A 15,414-nucleotide genomic window follows, 5' to 3' on the forward strand; every position below is an offset into this window, starting at 1 on the left:
CGCTCAGGCGCTGATCTCGTCCACCAGCCGCGCCAGCATCACCTCGCAGCGGGCAAGCTGGTCGCGGCTGACATATTCGTCCGGCTTGTGGGCGTCGCGAATATCGCCCGGCCCGCACACCACGGTGGGAATGCCGAGCTTTTCCCGGAACAGGCCGCCCTCGGTGCCGAAGGCGATCTTGCGCAGCGGACCCGGGCCGGTGAGCCGGCGCACCAATGCCACCACCTCGGCCTCCGGCGGGGTCTCCAGCCCGGGATAGGCGTTGACGATGTCGATGCTCACCCCCGTGCCGGCAAAGCGCGCCTGTGCCGTCCGCGTCAGTTCCGCCGCCTTGTCGAACAGCCGGTCCATCAGAGAAGCGGGATCGTCGCCGGGCAGGTTGCGGATCTCCATGTCGAGCGTGCAGGCATTCGGCACGATGTTGAGCGCGGTGCCGCCCTGGATGGTGCCGACATGGACGGTGGTGAAAGGCACGGCATAGGCGTCGTCGCGCGGGCCGGCGGCGAGCTCGTCCTGCATCGTCCGTATCTCGCCCACCATGTCGGCGGCGAGGTGGATGGCGTTCAGCCCTTCCGGCGCGTGGCTGGAATGGCATTCGCGCCCCTGGCAGGTGACACGCGCCGCCAGCTTGCCCTTATGCGCGACCACGGTCTCCAGCATCGTCGGCTCGCCGATGATGCACAGCGCCGGCAGGTCGTCGGCGCCCATGAGGCGCTCGATCAGCCCGCGTACGCCAACGCAGCCGATCTCCTCGTCATAGCTGAACGCCAGGTGCAGCGGCCGAGTGAGCCGGCGTGTCGCTGCCGCCTCCGCCGCCGCCAGCACGCAGGCGAGAAAGCCCTTCATGTCGCAGCTGCCGCGCCCGAGCAGATGATCGCCGCGCGCGGTGAGGCGGAACGGGTCGCTGGTCCAGGCCTGCCCCTCCACCGGCACGACGTCGGTATGGCCGGACAGCAGCACCCCGCCACCACCGGGCGGGCCGAGCACGGCATGGAGATTGGCCTTGGTGCCGGCCGCGTTGTGCACCAGCGTCAGCCGGGCGCCGAGCGGGGCCAGCAGATCGCGGACATAGTCGATAAGCGCGAGGTTGGAGTCGCGGCTGACGGTGGGAAAGGCGATCAGCCGTTCTAGGATTTCGATCGGGCGGGAGGTGGGCATAGCGGGCCGGCTGGTCTGGTGGCAGGGCGGGCAGAATGACGGCCAGCGGGCCGGCGGCAAACCATTAAATTGGCATGGTCTCGATCGGAAAAGCTGAGGCCGGCGGTACAACCGTCGCGAAAACGGGCACGCAAAAATTCTAGTCACCGCTGCTTGGTGGAGCGACGCCGCGCCCCTAACATGCGCCGCCCAGGAGGGGCCTGACGGAGAGCGAGCGGATGAACCAGCAGACCGGCAATATGCGCGTCGATGGCGGGCGGCTATGGGGCAGCCTGATGGCGATGGCTGAGATCGGTCCCGGCCTTGCCGGCGGCAACAACCGGCAGGCGCTGACCGATGCCGACCGCGAGGGGCGCCTGCTGTTCCAGCGCTGGTGCGAGGAGGCCGGAATGGTGGTCGGCGTCGATGCCATGGGCTCGATGTTCGCCCGCCGCGAGGGGACCGAGGCCGACGCGCTGCCGATCCTGATCGGCTCGCATCTCGACACCCAGCCCACGGGTGGCAAATATGACGGCGTGCTCGGCGTGCTGGCGGCGCTGGAAGTGGTGCGCACCTTGAACGATCTCGGCATCCGCACCCGCCGGCCGGTCGAGGTAGTGAACTGGACCAATGAGGAAGGCTCGCGCTTTCCCCCCGCCATGATCGCCTCCGGCGTCTATGCCGGTGTCCACACGCTGGACTGGGCCTATGACCGCACCGACGCCGCCGGCCTGCGCTTCGGCGACGAATTGGAGCGGATCGGCTTCAAGGGCGCGGAGCCGGTGGGCCAGCGCAAGGGCCACGCCTATTTCGAGCTGCATATCGAGCAGGGGCCGATCCTCGAAGAGGAAGGGGTCGATATCGGCATCGTCACCCATGGCCAGGGGCTGCGCTGGGTCGAGGTGACGCTGACCGGGCGCGCGGCCCATACCGGCACCACGCCGATGGACCGGCGGCTCAATGCCAGCCTCGGCGCCGCCCGCATCATCGACCGCATCGAGACCATCACCCGCGCCCACGGGCCCAACGCAGTGGGGGCGGTGGGGCAGCTGGTCTTCGCGCCGAACTCGCGCAACATCCTGCCCGGCACGGTGGTGTTCACCGCCGATCTGCGCCATCCCGATCTGGTGGCGCTCAACTCTATGGCGGAACAGGTGAAGCAGGCGGCGCGCGAGGTGGCGGCCGATCTCGGCATCGGCGTCGCGATCGAGGAAGTGGGCGCCTTCGACCCCACCGCCTTTGACGAGGATTTGCTGGCGGGCCTGCGCGGGGCGGCGGAGCGGTTGGGCTATTCGCACCGCGACATGGTGTCGGGCGCCGGCCACGATGCGTGCTGGGTGGCGAAGACCATGCCCTCGGCGATGATCTTCTGCCCCTGCGTCGACGGGCTCAGCCACAACGAGGCGGAGGAGATCACCCCGGAATGGGCCGGCGCCGGCACCGATGTGCTGCTGCAGGCCGTGCTGCAGGCGGCCGAGGTGGTGGAGTAGGGGCTCGACCAGAGAACGATGAGGCCGATCGGCCCGGAAGCTTAAGTGTTACGGACACCCCCAGTATAATTTATATTGGGGGTGATCTCGAAAATATGCTTCGAAATCAACGCCTTTAATTCCGATGACATGCGCTTCTCGTTCACCGAGAGAGTCCATGTAATCGTGTATAAGGATAAACTGACAGTCAACCAGGCTTCCATCTAGGAGATGTACGGAACATTTATCAGAATCATATTCCTGGTTCCCTTCACCATCCACGATGCTCGCGTGACGTTTTGGGTCGTATGAGTCTCCTGGAATAAATTCACCCAAGGCGACCCCCATTGGGGGATCGAGTTTGTTCAGGTCACAGCGGCCGATGATCGTACCTGCATAAACGATATCCACCAGCATGGTCGGTTTTCCTGGACAGATTCGCTATCTCTGCCGGCCTCTAGCCCGGCGAACGCCAACAAGCTGAGTGCGCTGAAGCCCATTGCCCTGGACGTTTACGATCCTGCGGACCCCTCCGACCTCGGCGGCGGATTCCACTCGCCCGCCTCCGCCCCGCTATCCCTTGCGCCAGAGCGCGGCGCCGCCGGTCAGGCCGGCATCGTTGGAGGCCAGGCTGACATTGGCCGGCAGCTCGATCTCGACATGCTTGGCATTGCCGCCGCCGAGATAGAGATGGTCGTAGTGCAGCAGCACATAGACCAGCTCGATCACCCGCTTCACATGGTGGTTCCAGTGCTTCTTGCCGTGCGCCTCATAGGCGGCGACGCCGAGATATTCGTCATAGGTCAGGTTGTCGTGCACCGGATGGTGCGCCAGCTCCATATGCGGCATCAGCTCGCCGTCGCGGAACAGCGCCGTGCCGCAGCCGGTGCCGAGCGTCATCACCATTTCCAGCCCCTTGCCGGAGACGATGCCATAGCCCTGCATCTCGGCATCGTTGATCAGCCGGGCGGGGGCCTTGAGGCGCGCCGCCATCGCGTCGGCCAGCGCGAAGCCGGCCCAGAGCTCGGTGCCGAGATTGGGCGCGGTCAGCACCTTGCCCTCGCGCACCACGCCGGGGAAGCCGATGGCGATGCGGTCGAAAGCCGGGTGCTTGGCCGCCATTCCGGCATAGGCGTCGAGCAGCGCCTCCGGATGGCAGGGATGGGGCGTGTCCACCCGCTCGCGCTCGGAGATCATGGTGCCATGATCGTCGATGACGGCGCATTTCAGCCCGGTGCCGCCGATATCGACCGCGAGAATGCCCGCCGCGCCGCCGGCGGCCGTCGTGTCTGTCATAGGGTTCATCCTCTCACTTCGACGCCTGCGCCGGCTCGGCCACCCGCCGGCTCACCTCATGGTCGTCCTCATCCGCACTGGCATGGAACAGCGCGCCATCGCCATCGACGGTGACGACGAAATCCTCGCCCTCCCACGTCCCGGACTCGGTCCAGAAGAAGGTGAACCGAAGGTGCCGGCCATGCTGTTTGACGGTGGTCGGAAGGTCGGCGATGTGAAAGCCGAAGCCGGTGGGCCGCGTCGGCGTGTCCTGCGTCGTGGTCCAGCCGTCGAGCGACCAGTGGATGACCGCCGGCGCCGGCAGCTCCACCCGCAGGGCGAGGCCGGCGGGCACCGAGCGGAGCTTCTGGTTGAAGTGCCAGAGCCGGCGCGGCGAGGTCACCTTGTCGACGAGATAGCGCTGCACGGTCTGCGGCGGCGTGTCGAACACCTTGCCGTCGCGCAGCGAGCGCATCAGCTTGATATGCTCGGAATGGGCCCAGACCAGCGGCATCGCGCTGCCCGAGGGGCGGCCCTTGAACAGTTCGCGGGCGGGAATGTCGTCCTGGTCCCACACCTGCTCGGGCAGCAGTCCGCCGGGGCCGGCGCAATCCTCCAGCGTGACCAGGAGCTGGCCGGCGCGCACCAGATTGCCGGCGGCGATCTCGTAATGGGCGCGCTCGCCGGTGAGCAGCGGCCAGGCCCGGCCGACGCCGGTGCCGTCGAAGGGCGAGCCATCCTCATGCTCGCCATAGCCGTCGCCATTGTAGCGGTACCAGACCGGGCCCTGCGGCAGCTCCACCTTCAGGATGGCGTCGATCGCCTTGATGGTGGCGAGGATGCGCGGGTCGTCCGCCGCGCGCAGCCCGAAGCGCACCAGCGCCAGTGCGTCCGGCGAGATCAGCTGCGCCGCCGGCCGGTCGCTGTCGCCCGGCGGACGGTTCTTCACCGGCACGAAGCCGTCGAGCGGGGACGCGGCGTCGGCGGTTTCCGGCGGGGCCACGCGCACATAATAGCCCTCGACCCCGAGCTTGTCCGCGAGGTCGGTGCCGGTGGCGAAGGTCCAGTGCTCGATCGAGTCGTTCCAGGCGTCGGCCTTCTCGCGCAGATACTGCGCCTCGTCCTTGCGGCCGAACAGCTCCATCATCTCGGCGGCGGCCAGAAGGGCGGAGATTTCCGCCGCCAGGGTGAAGGGCGAATAGCCGGCATCCTCCTCCCAGCGGTCCTGGCCGGTGACGGGGCCGTTGAGGACGATGAATCGCGCGGCGCGCTCGATCATGTCCATGTAGCCGTCGAGCTCGCCGCGGGCGAAATGGCCGCCGCGGCGGATCATGTCGGCAAGCAGGATGGGAAAGGCGCACTCGTCCATCTGCACGCCGCCCCAATAGGGAACGCCGTCGAGCCAGACATTCTGCGACCAGTGGCCGTCAGTCTCCTGAATGCTGCGCAGATAGCCGAGCACCGCCTTGGCCTCGTCGGTGGCGCCCGCCGCCAGCAGGCCGCCGGCGTTCTCGACCAGATCGCGCGGCCAGACGAGGTGATAGCCGCCCAGATCCTCGTCGCCCTTGTTGAAGCCCCAGGGAATGGAGAGGCTGGCGATGATGGCGCCCGGCACGGAACTCGGCTGGTGAGTGGCCAGCACAATGGTGCTGGCGCGGTAGGAATTGATGTTGGAGCGGTTCTGCGGATGGTCGAGCGGCAGCAGTGTGCCCTGCCAGGCGCGCCAGCCCTGCACATAGGTGCGGCGCAGCTCCTCAAAGCCTTCCTGCAGGCTGGAAACGGTGCGGAACCCCGCCTCCTCCGGCCGGGCGCCGAAGCCGAGCGCGACCAGCATCTCGCCATTGCTGGCGGCAAGGTCGATCTCGGCGCTGAGCGCCACATTGCCGGATTCGGCACGCTGGTAGCGCTCGTCCAGCTCACCGGAGCGGGCGAGCTGCTGCCAGCCATCGGAGGTGCCGACATAGCCCACCGAGCGGGCCTTCCACGGTACCGAGCAGGCGAGCGCCAGCGACTGGCCATGCCGGCCGGAGGCGAACAGCATCGGCGTGCCCTTGTAGTCGCCGACCCAGCCGGTGTTGTCGGCGCCGGCATTGATGAGATGCGGCGCCAGCAGAGCGAACAGGCGGTAGTCGGAGATATCGCCGATCAGCGCCTCGAAGGTGATCTTTTGAATCAGCACTTCCCGGCGTGGATCGGTGAGGATCTGCTTCTGGATGCGCCAGCGCCCGTCATTGGCGGTGTTGAGCAGGTGGTAGGCCGGCACGCCATGCTCCAGCACGCCGACCTCGTGCTCGGCGTCGCGCTTCTCCTCGGCGAAATAGCCGTCCGGGCCGGTGACGAGGAAGCCGAAATCGCGGGTGCAGGCGGTGTCGACGCGGGGGTAGTAGATCTCGTTGAGGATGCCGTGACTCAGTGTGAACCACAGCCGGCTCGCCGCCGTGCGGGCGGTGCCAACGCCGACCTTGGCGCTCGATGTCCAGCGCGCCGGTCCGCCGGGGCCGCCGGGCGGTGTGAGATCTCCATCGGTGCTCATCGCTTTCCCCACTCACGCGCCCATTGCAATGGGCGATCCTTGCCTTGGCGGGCCGGGCCAGCCCGGCGCGCGCGCCTCCCGTGCCCCACCGAGGAACCTGCGAGAGATTTCCGATGGGGTCAATCGCCATCGCTCCCGGGGAGAAGGCGGGCGGAAGCTAGAAGCTGACCCGCACGCTGGCCTCAACGCCATTGTCGCGCAGCCCGTCGCCGAACTGGCCGGTGTACTGCACGCCCAGATGCAGCCTGTCGCCAGCGTGGGCGACCAGCCCCGCCTCCAGCAGCGCCGTGTCCCGCGCCAGCGGCGCGCCCGTGGTGGTGAAGGCCGGCCCGCCGGCGAAGCGGACTGCGAGCGCGGGCAGCGTGTCGCCCCAGCCGTGCTGCCAGCCGGCGGAGGCGTCGAGGCGCAGGCCAAGCGTCGCCCGCTCCACCAGCGGCATGGAAAGCCGCGCGCCGAGCGTGCCGAAGCCGGCGCTGGTGTCGAGCCCCGAGACGGCCAGCGCGGCGCTACCGCCGGCCTCGCGGAAGCCATCGCCCTCCAGCGCGACATAAGCGAGGCTGGCGAAGGGCTCCAGCGTCGCACCCGGAAGTGCGAGGGCGTAGCCGAGCTCGCCGAAGAGCTGGCCGGTGCCGGCGCTCATGTCGGTGGTGAGGCTCTCGGCCAGGCCCGGCAGAGCGAGGCTGCGGTGGGCGGAAATCTCGCTCCAGCCATAGGCGCCGCCGAGCCGCAGCGCCAGCGGGCCCCAGCTGCGCCCGCCATAGAGACCGAGCGTGTAGGTATCGATGCCGTAGGACGCGGCGAGCGCACCGGCCCCGATGGAGCTGTGGCTGTAGCCGCCGAACGCACCGATCCGCCAGACATCGAGAAACAGCCGGTCGAGACCGGCATGGAAGCCGCCAATGTCGCGCGACAGGCCGGCGCTGGCCGGGGTGGCGGCGACATCGCCGAAGGCGCCGAAGCCCTGCAGCCAGAGGTCCGTGCCCGTGCCGGGCGTGGGTTCGACAAGGCGGGTGCCGTCATCGGCGAAGCTCGCCACCTGCATCCCCGGCGCGCCGGCCCCACCGGCAGCCGCCCGCAGCCGGTCCAGCGCCGCCTGGCGGGTGAAGCGGCTGTCCTGCAGCAGAACGGTTTGAAGCGAGGCGTAGCCCTGGCCGGAGAGCCGGTCGAAGGCGCCGCGCGCGGCGGTGAGGCTCGGCAGCCAGGCGGCGGAGGCGACCAGCGGACTTTCCGGGTCCATCCGATCGAGCGCCGCGCCGACGGCACGCTGGTTGGCGGTGAGGCCGGCGGAGGCGAAGGCGCGCGACTTATCGACCCGGAGCGCGACGTCGCTTTCACCTGTGACCGCCGTGACCGAGGCAAAGACGGAGGACGGCCCCGCAAGCGCGGCGAAGGCGCCCGCGATCCCCTCGCCCGCTGTCAGCACCGAGTAGCTGCCGAAGGGGGCGGGATCGAACAGGCCATAGGCGAGCGTGCCGCCGATCTCGGCGGTGCCGCTCACCGCCAGAAGGTCGGCGCCCGCTGCCCCGAGCCGCACATTCAGCCGCGCCGCGTCGGTCGCCGCATAATCGCCGGCGAGCGTGAGCGTGCCGAGCGCGCCGGCCGCGCCCGGGGCGAGCGTGCCGCCGGCATGGACATAGCCCCAGGCCGCCTGGAGGGTTCCGGTGCCGGAGACAACGCCGCCAAACTGCAGCAGGCGGCCAGTGTCCAGCGCGCCGCCAATGGCGAGGCTTCCGCCGGCCAGCGCGGTGTCGAGCAGCACCTCCAGCCGGGTGGCGGCGGCGATGTCCAGTTGGGCGTCCTCATGGGACAGGGTGAGCCGGTCGATGGTCGGCGAGAGGTCGAGGCGGACCTGCGCGGCATTAGCGAGCGTCACCTCATAATAGCGGCCGAGCGTTCCATAGCCGGCGAAGTCGCCATCCGCATTGTCCGGCGTCTCGTGGCGGCCGAGCGTGTCGGTCCAGCGCGCCGCCTCGCTCCAGGCGAAGGCACCGGCGGCGGCGGTGGTGGTGCGCAGCGGGTTGGCGGCGGCGAGCCAGTCCGCATGGTCGGCGACGGCGCCGTAGGTGGCGAAGTTTCCATAGGTGTAGATGTACTGATCGGGATTGTCGGGGTCGGGGATTCCGCCTGTTGACGTGACGCCGATCTGGATCAGCCCGCCATCCGGCCCGACCATGAACAGCGGTCCGCCGCTGTCGCCCGGCGCGGTGAGGCCCTCCCAGGCCGGCACCGGAGCGTCGAGATTGAAGTAGTTCGGATCGTCCGGGTTCAGCGGGTCGCGAAACTGGAGATTGAGGAGATAGCCGCCATCCGGCAGCGTCTCGATTTGCCCGAGCGTGTTGGTGACGGCGCGGCGGCGGTCGTCATAGCCGAGATTGTTCTGGGTGCCGGTGCCGATCTCACCGTAGCCGGCCACCCACACCACATCGCCGACAGCGGGCAGCTGAGCGGGCGAGGTGGCGAGCGTCACCGGCGCGATCTCGGTCACCGGCCGGGCCAGCGAGATCAGCGCGACGTCATTATAGGGATAGCCGGCGGGAGCATAGGCCGGATTGACCGCGACGCCCGTGATCGCGCGGTCATTGGCGGTCGGCTGCGTCGAGTCGGGGGAAAAGCGGACCTCCACCTCGTTGAACCAGCTGAGCACCACGCCGGTCTCTTCGCTCAGCGCGCAATGGGCGGCGGTGAGCACGGTGCGGGAATTGATCAGCGTGCCGGAACAATGCGAGAGGCCGTCAATCGAGACCGCGACGACATTGGAAAACTGGTTTTCGCTGTCGTACCAGTTCTGCACCCCTCCGACGGCCTCGGCATCCACATCGTTGAGATAGATCGCACCCGCCGGCGCGGCGGCGAGCGAGGCACAGCCCAAGGTGAGAAGAGCCGCAAGGCGCCTCCCGGTCCGTCCCGTCCGGCCACCAGCGCGCCGCCGGAAGTGGGTTTTCGCCGCCGATCGCCCGCCTTTTGTCCCCACGCCGCCTTCCCTCGCCGCGACACCTTCCGCAGCGATAGCCCGAATTCCGCCGCGCTCACAAGCGCGCCGGGCCGGCCTCGCGGCTCTTTATGGCAGGGGTGGTAACGGGCGGGGAGGTGCTGGCGCGCAGCACCAGTTCGGTGGGCAGTACGATGTCGCCCTCCGGCGCTTCGCCGCCGATCATCGCCAGCAGGCACTGCGCCGCCCGTCGGCCGATCGCCTCGCGCGGCTGGCGGATGGTGGAGAGCGCCGGCGTCATGTGCGAGACCAGCTCGATATCGTCGAACCCCATCACCGAGACGTCGCGCGGCACGGCGAGGCCGCAATGCTGCACCTCGCCGATGAAGCCGCAGGCCATGGCGTCGCTGGCGAGGAACACCGCCGTGGGGCGCTGCTCCGCCGGCAGAGCGAGCCAGGCTTCGCCGGCGAGGCGGCCGGAATCGAGGCTGAAATCGCCGGGAAGCACGAGGGGCGGCGGCAGGCCCTGCGCCGCCAGCGCCTGCTCGGTGCCGGCAAGGCGGGCCTCGCTCAACACATTGCCCGGCGGCCCCATCACATGGCCGATGCGCCGGTGGCCGAGGCCGATCAGGTGCTCCACCGCAACCCGCGCCGCCGCGCGGTTGTCGATCTTCACCCGTGGCGCCTCGATGCCGGGTATCCATTCGCAGGCCAGCACGATCGGCACCCGACGCTTGAGGCCATCGGCCGGCAGCGTGCCGTCGAGCACGATCAGCCCGTCGGCGCGGCTCGGCTCGGCATAGCCGAGCAGGGTTTCCCCGCCCATGGCGCAGGTATCGGCAATCAGCAGATTATAGCCCGCCCCCGCCAGCACCGCCGCCATGCCGGCCAGGATCTGCGAGAAGAACGGGTTGGACAGGTTCGGCACCAGCGCCACCACCCCGCCGGTGCGCCGGTGGCGCAGATTGCGCGCGGCGTGGTTGAGCCGGTAGCCGGTCTGGCGGATCGCCTCCTCCACGCTGCGACGCGTCTCGGCGCTGACCACGTCGGGATTGGAGAGCACGCGGCTGACCGTGGCGGTGGAAACGCCGGCGAGCCGCGCCACGTCCACGATCTTCGGTCTCTGGTGCTGCATGGCCACTCCATAGACGCGCCGGGGGCTCTCTGGCAATGCGCTCGCGCTGCCGTTGCGGCATTCCCGGCCACACCCTCTTGCAATCGATTACAAGCCTCCGTTAGGCTGAATGCAACCGATTACAAAAATCAACGGTTGGCCGGCACGCCGGTCGGGAGGAAAACATGCGGACCATCAAGGGACCGGGCCTGTTTCTGGCCCAGTTCATCGGCACAGACGCGCCCTTCGACAGCTGGCACAACATCACGCGCTGGGCAGCCGGATGCGGCTATGCCGGGGTGCAGGTGCCGACCAACGACCCGCGCATCCTCGATCTCGACCAGGCCGCCGCCTCGCGCGACTGGTGCGCGCAATGGGCCGGGCAAGGTTCGCAGAACGGCGTCGTCGTCACCGAATTGTCGACCCATCTGCAGGGCCAGCTGGTGGCGGTGCATCCCGCCTATGACGCGATGTTCGACGGCTTCGCGGCGCCTGAGGTGCGCGGCAACCCCAAGGCGCGGCAGGAATGGGCTGTGGACCAGATGAGGAAGGCGCTCACCGCCTCCAAGCATCTAGGCCTCACCGCGATGGTGACGTTCTCCGGCGCGCTGGCCTGGCCCTATATCTATCCCTGGCCGCAGCGCCCGGCCGGGCTGGTGGAGGAAGCGTTCGACGAACTGGCCCGCCGCTGGCGGCCGCTGCTCGACCATGCCGATTCCTGCGGCGTCGACCTCTGCTTCGAGATCCATCCGGGGGAGGATTTGCACGACGGCGACACGTTCGAGATGTTCCTGGAGCGGGTGGACAACCATCCGCGCGCCAAGATGCTCTACGACCCCTCGCATTACGTGCTGCAGCAGCTCGATTATCTCGACCATCTCGACATCTATGCCGAGCGCATCGGCATGTTTCACGTCAAGGATGCCGAGTTCAATCCGACCGGCCGCAAGGGCGTCTATGGCGGCTACCAGCCCTGGCTGAAGCGCGCCGGGCGCTTCCGCAGCCCGGGTGACGGGCAGGTCGATTTCGGCGCCATCTTCTCCAAGCTGGCGGCGATGGATTTCGATGGCTGGGCGGTGGTGGAATGGGAATGCTGCCTCAAGCACCCCGAGGACGGCGCGCGCGAGGGGGCCGCGTTCGTCAAGAACCACATCATCCGCGTCACCGAGAAGGCGTTCGACGATTTCGCCGCGGGCGCCACCGACCGCGCCGCCAACCGCGCGCTGCTGGGGCTGGACCGATGAGCGGCCCCTCGGCGAACGCCCCGCTGCGGCTCGGCATGGTCGGCGGCGGTTCGGGCGCCTTCATCGGCGCCGTGCACCGCATCGCCGCCCGGCTGGACGGCGAGTTCACCCTCATCGCCGGGGCGCTTTCCTCCACCCCGGAAAAATCCCGCGCCTCGGGCGAGGCGCTGGGAATCCCGCGCGTCTATGACGACTACCTCGCGATGGCCAAGGGCGAGGCGCGGCGCAAGGACGGCATTGAGGCGGTGGCGATCGTCACGCCCAACCACATGCATGCCGGCCCGGCGATCGAGTTCCTCAAGCGCGGCATCCACGTCATCTGCGACAAGCCGCTGACCGCGACGATGGCCGAGGCGAAGAAGCTGGCCAAGGTGGCGGAACAGGCCAAGGCGCTGTTCGTGCTCACGCATAACTACACCGGCTACCCGATGATCCGGCAGGCCCGCGCCATGGTGGCGGCGGGCGAGATCGGCCGCGTCCGGCTGGTGCAGGTGGAATATGTGCAGGACTGGCTGACCGAGGCGGCGGAGAAATCCGGCTCCAAGCAGGCGGAATGGCGCACCGACCCGGAACGCTCCGGCGCGGGCGGGGCGACGGGCGACATCGGCACCCATGCCTATAACCTCGCCTGCTTCGTCTCCGGCCTGACGCCGGAAGCGCTGGCGGCGGACCTCCAGACTTTCGTGCCCGGAAGGGCGCTCGACGACAACGCCCATGTGCTGCTGCGCTTTGAGGGCGGGGCGCGCGGCATGCTGTGGGCGAGCCAGGTGGCGCCAGGCAATGAAAACGGGCTGCGCCTTCGCGTCTATGGCGACAAGGGCGGGTTGGAGTGGGCGCAGGAGGACCCGAACTATCTCTGGTTCACCCCCTTCGGCGAGCCGAGGCGCCGCATCACCCGCAATGGCGCCGGGGCGGGGCCGGAGGCGGGCCGTGTCTCGCGCATCCCGCCCGGCCACCCGGAAGGCTATCTGGAAGGCTTCGCCAACATCTATGCCGAGGCCGCCCGCGCCATCCGCGCCCACCAGAAGGGTAAGGCGGCGCCGGAAGGCGTGATCTTCCCGACGCTGGCGGACGGGCTGGCGGGGATGCGCTTCGTCGAGGCCTGCGTGCAGTCCTCGCGCCGCAATGCCGGCTGGGTGACGCTGTGAGCGCCGCCCCGGAGCGCGCGGCCGCCCCAGTGCTCGAACTTGTCGATGTGCGCAAGAGCTTCGGCCCGATCGAGATCCTGCACGGCATCGACTTCGCGCTCCATGCCGGGGAAGTGCATGCGCTGATCGGCGAGAACGGCGCCGGCAAGTCGACGATCATGAAGATCCTCGGCGGCTTTCTCGCGCCCTCCTCCGGCGCGGTGCGGCTGGACGGCAAGCCGGCGCCCTATTCCAGTGGCGCGCAGGCGGAAGCGGCCGGCGTGGTGGTGATCCACCAGGAGTTCAACCTCGCCCCCGACCTCACCGTGACCGAGAACATCTTTCTCGGGCGGGAGCTTGGCGGGCTTTTTCTCGACCACCGGGCGATGCGGGCGGGCACGCAGGCGCTGCTCGACGAGCTCGACAGCCCGATCCGCCCGGAGGCGCGCATCCGCGACCTGCCCGTCTCCGACCGGCAGATGGTGGAAATCGCCAAGGCGCTGGCGCGCAAGGCGCGGGTGCTGATCATGGACGAACCTTCCGCCGTGCTCACCCATAAAGAGGTGGAGGTGCTGTTCCGCCAGATCGAGCGGCTGCGGGCGCAGGGCGTGGCGCTGCTCTACACCTCGCACCGGCTGGAGGAGATCACCCGCCTCGCCGATCGCGTCACCGTGCTGCGCGACGGGGCGGTGGTGCGCAGGGCCGGGCGCGGCGAGCTGACCGAGGACGGCATGGCCACCGCCATGGTCGGGCGCAAGCTAGAGGATATCTACCCGCAGAAGCGCCACCATGCCGGCGCGGTGGCGCTGGAGGTGAAGGGGTTTTCTGTGCCGCCGCTGGTGAAGGACATCTCTTTCTCCCTGCGGCGCGGCGAGGTGCTGGGCATCTCAGGCCTGGTCGGCTCCGGCCGCACGGAACTCGCCGAGGGGCTGGTCGGCCTGCGCCCGGCGACGGGCGAAATTCTGCGCCACGGCGTGCCGGTGCGGGTCGGCTCGGTGCGCGAGGCCGCCGCCTGCGGCATGGCCTATCTCACCGAGGACCGGAAGGAGCACGGGCTGCTGCTCGACAAGAACCTCGCGGTGAACCTCACCCTCTCGACGCTGGCGCGCTTCGGCACGCCCTTCATCGATGCCGGGCGGGAGGAGGCGGCGCTGACGCGGGCGATCGGCGAGTTCGACATCCGCGCCCCGCGCCGCGACATGAAGGTGGGCAACCTCTCCGGCGGCAATCAGCAGAAGCTGCTGTTGGCCAAGACCATGCTCGGCGACCCGGAGATCGTCATCATCGACGAGCCGACGCGCGGCATCGATGTCGGCACCAAGAGCCAGATCTACGCCTTCATCGACGCGCTCGCCGCCGAGGGGCGCAGCGTTGTCGTCATCTCCTCCGACATGCCGGAAATCCTCGGCCTGTCCGACCGCGTGCTGGTGATGCGCCATGGCCGGATCGCTGGCGAGCTGGAGGGCGAACGCCTCACCGAGAACGCCGTGGTGCGCCTCGTCATGGGCACCAATGAACAGGCCTCAGGGAGCGCCGCCCATGTCTGATATCCCGCGACCTGACCTCACGCGCGCCGACACCGTGCGCGCCGACACCGCGCCGCCCTCCCTCGGCTCGCGCCTGCCCGGCCTGTCGGCGCTCGGCCCTTTGCTGGCGCTGATCCTGCTGGTGGCGCTCGGCGCCTATCTCAACGAGAACTTCCTTTCCGCCGGCAACATCACCAATGTGCTCGCCCGCTCCGCCTTCATCGGCATGATCGCGGTGGGCATGACCTTCGTCATCACCTCGGGCGGGCTCGACCTCTCGGTCGGCTCGATGGCGGCCTTCATCGCCGGAGTGATGATCCTCGCCATGAACGCGCTGCTGCCCTCGATGGGCGTCGGCGTGCCGCTGATCCTCGCCGGCATGGCGATCGCGCTCGGGGCAGGTTTCCTAGCGGGGCTCGGCAACGGGCTCTTGGTGACGAAGGCACGGATCGAGCCCTTCATCGTCACGCTCGGCACCATGGGCATCTTCCGCTCGCTGGTGACGTGGCTGGCCGATGGCGGCACGATCAGCCTCGATTTCGGCGTCCGCCAGCTCTACCGGCCGGTCTATTATTCCGGCCTGTTCGGCGTCGCCTGGCCGATCCTCGCCTTCGCCCTGGTCGCCATCGCCGGGCAGGTGGCGATGCGCCATACGCGCTTTGGCCGCTACTGCGAGGCGATCGGCTCCAACGACAAGGTGGCGCTGTACTCGGCGGTGAATGTCGAGCGCATAAGGCTGATGACCTATGTGCTGCTCGGCCTGCTCGTCGGCCTCGCCACCATCATGTACGTGCCGCGCCTCGGCTCGGCCTCCGGCTCCACCGGCATGCTGTGGGAGCTGGAGGCGATCGCCGCCGTCATCATCGGCGGCACCGCGCTGAAGGGCGGCTATGGCCGCGTCTGGGGCACGGTGATCGGCGTGCTGATCCTCAGCCTGATCGACAACATCCTGATCCTGGCCGACCTCGTCTCGCCCTATCTCAACGGGACGATCCAGGGCGTCATCATCGTGCTCGCGGTGGTTCTCCAGCGCAGCAAATCATCATCCGCCTGAGAGCGG

Annotated in this window: 11 protein-coding genes; 5 read left to right on the forward strand and 6 right to left on the reverse strand. The window is 68.8% G+C overall.

Annotated features, from left to right (window positions below):
* Positions 1-3: 3 nt before the first annotated feature.
* Entirely contained in the window at positions 4-1,158 is a 1,155-nt protein-coding gene (argE, locus tag BLO63_RS17675) for an acetylornithine deacetylase (RefSeq protein WP_091443342.1), read from the reverse strand.
* A 218-nt stretch (positions 1,159-1,376) separates the two neighbouring features.
* On the opposite strand from argE, the gene BLO63_RS17680 reads away from it, so the two are divergent.
* The gene (locus BLO63_RS17680) at positions 1,377-2,627 is read left to right on the forward strand and encodes a Zn-dependent hydrolase (protein WP_091443344.1); all 1,251 of its coding nucleotides are present in this window, start codon (positions 1,377-1,379) and stop codon (positions 2,625-2,627) included.
* Between the two features lie 48 nt (positions 2,628-2,675).
* On the opposite strand, the gene BLO63_RS20990 is transcribed toward BLO63_RS17680, so the two are convergent.
* The 5 genes from BLO63_RS20990 to BLO63_RS17700 all read right to left on the reverse strand — a co-directional run bounded on the left by BLO63_RS20990 (position 2,676) and on the right by BLO63_RS17700 (position 10,478).
* Entirely contained in the window at positions 2,676-3,023 is a 348-nt protein-coding gene (locus BLO63_RS20990) for a hypothetical protein (RefSeq protein ID WP_143007081.1), read from the reverse strand.
* 156 nt (positions 3,024-3,179) lie between these two features.
* A complete protein-coding gene (locus BLO63_RS17685) occupies positions 3,180-3,902 on the reverse strand; it encodes an ROK family protein (protein ID WP_091443347.1) in 723 nt (240 codons plus the stop codon).
* A 13-nt stretch (positions 3,903-3,915) separates the two neighbouring features.
* Positions 3,916-6,414: a glucan 1,4-alpha-glucosidase gene (locus tag BLO63_RS17690; RefSeq protein WP_091443350.1), complete on the reverse strand. Its 2,499-nt coding sequence runs from the start codon at positions 6,412-6,414 to the stop codon at positions 3,916-3,918.
* A gap of 157 nt (positions 6,415-6,571) precedes the next feature.
* Positions 6,572-9,283, reverse strand: coding sequence for an autotransporter domain-containing protein (locus tag BLO63_RS17695; RefSeq protein ID WP_244517945.1), 2,712 nt, complete (start codon positions 9,281-9,283; stop codon positions 6,572-6,574).
* A 157-nt stretch (positions 9,284-9,440) separates the two neighbouring features.
* Positions 9,441-10,478, reverse strand: coding sequence for a LacI family DNA-binding transcriptional regulator (locus BLO63_RS17700; RefSeq protein ID WP_091443357.1), 1,038 nt, complete (start codon positions 10,476-10,478; stop codon positions 9,441-9,443).
* 164 nt (positions 10,479-10,642) lie between these two features.
* Here BLO63_RS17700 and BLO63_RS17705 point away from each other — a divergent pair, with 164 nt between their 5' ends.
* The 4 genes from BLO63_RS17705 to BLO63_RS17720 are packed head-to-tail and all read left to right on the forward strand — an operon-like array spanning position 10,643 to position 15,408.
* A complete protein-coding gene (locus BLO63_RS17705) occupies positions 10,643-11,701 on the forward strand; it encodes a sugar phosphate isomerase/epimerase family protein (protein WP_091443360.1) in 1,059 nt (352 codons plus the stop codon).
* Complete coding sequence (locus tag BLO63_RS17710; protein ID WP_205409356.1) at positions 11,698-12,849, forward strand: Gfo/Idh/MocA family protein; 1,152 nt, start codon at positions 11,698-11,700, stop codon at positions 12,847-12,849. The genes BLO63_RS17705 and BLO63_RS17710 overlap by 4 nt, the downstream gene beginning before the upstream one ends.
* The gene (locus tag BLO63_RS17715; RefSeq protein ID WP_091443361.1) at positions 12,846-14,375 is read left to right on the forward strand and encodes a sugar ABC transporter ATP-binding protein; all 1,530 of its coding nucleotides are present in this window, start codon (positions 12,846-12,848) and stop codon (positions 14,373-14,375) included. The genes BLO63_RS17710 and BLO63_RS17715 overlap by 4 nt, the downstream gene beginning before the upstream one ends.
* Positions 14,368-15,408, forward strand: coding sequence for an ABC transporter permease (locus tag BLO63_RS17720; protein WP_162841837.1), 1,041 nt, complete (start codon positions 14,368-14,370; stop codon positions 15,406-15,408). Before BLO63_RS17715 ends, BLO63_RS17720 begins: the two co-directional genes overlap by 8 nt.
* Positions 15,409-15,414: the final 6 nt, after the last annotated feature.

This window comes from Ancylobacter rudongensis (assembly GCF_900100155.1).
GTDB lineage: Bacteria > Pseudomonadota > Alphaproteobacteria > Rhizobiales > Xanthobacteraceae > Ancylobacter > Ancylobacter rudongensis.

Coding starts and splice junctions, on each gene's coding strand:
- BLO63_RS17720 (WP_162841837.1), top strand. CDS start 14,368: ATGTCTGATATCCCGCGACCTGACCTCACGCGCGCCGACACCGTGCGC.
- BLO63_RS17685 (WP_091443347.1), bottom strand. CDS start 3,902: ATGACAGACACGACGGCCGCCGGCGGCGCGGCGGGCATTCTCGCGGTC.
- BLO63_RS17680 (WP_091443344.1), top strand. CDS start 1,377: ATGAACCAGCAGACCGGCAATATGCGCGTCGATGGCGGGCGGCTATGG.
- BLO63_RS17700 (WP_091443357.1), bottom strand. CDS start 10,478: ATGCAGCACCAGAGACCGAAGATCGTGGACGTGGCGCGGCTCGCCGGC.
- BLO63_RS17690 (WP_091443350.1), bottom strand. CDS start 6,414: ATGAGCACCGATGGAGATCTCACACCGCCCGGCGGCCCCGGCGGACCG.
- BLO63_RS17710 (WP_205409356.1), top strand. CDS start 11,698: ATGAGCGGCCCCTCGGCGAACGCCCCGCTGCGGCTCGGCATGGTCGGC.
- BLO63_RS17705 (WP_091443360.1), top strand. CDS start 10,643: ATGCGGACCATCAAGGGACCGGGCCTGTTTCTGGCCCAGTTCATCGGC.
- argE (WP_091443342.1), bottom strand. CDS start 1,158: ATGCCCACCTCCCGCCCGATCGAAATCCTAGAACGGCTGATCGCCTTT.
- BLO63_RS20990 (WP_143007081.1), bottom strand. CDS start 3,023: ATGCTGGTGGATATCGTTTATGCAGGTACGATCATCGGCCGCTGTGAC.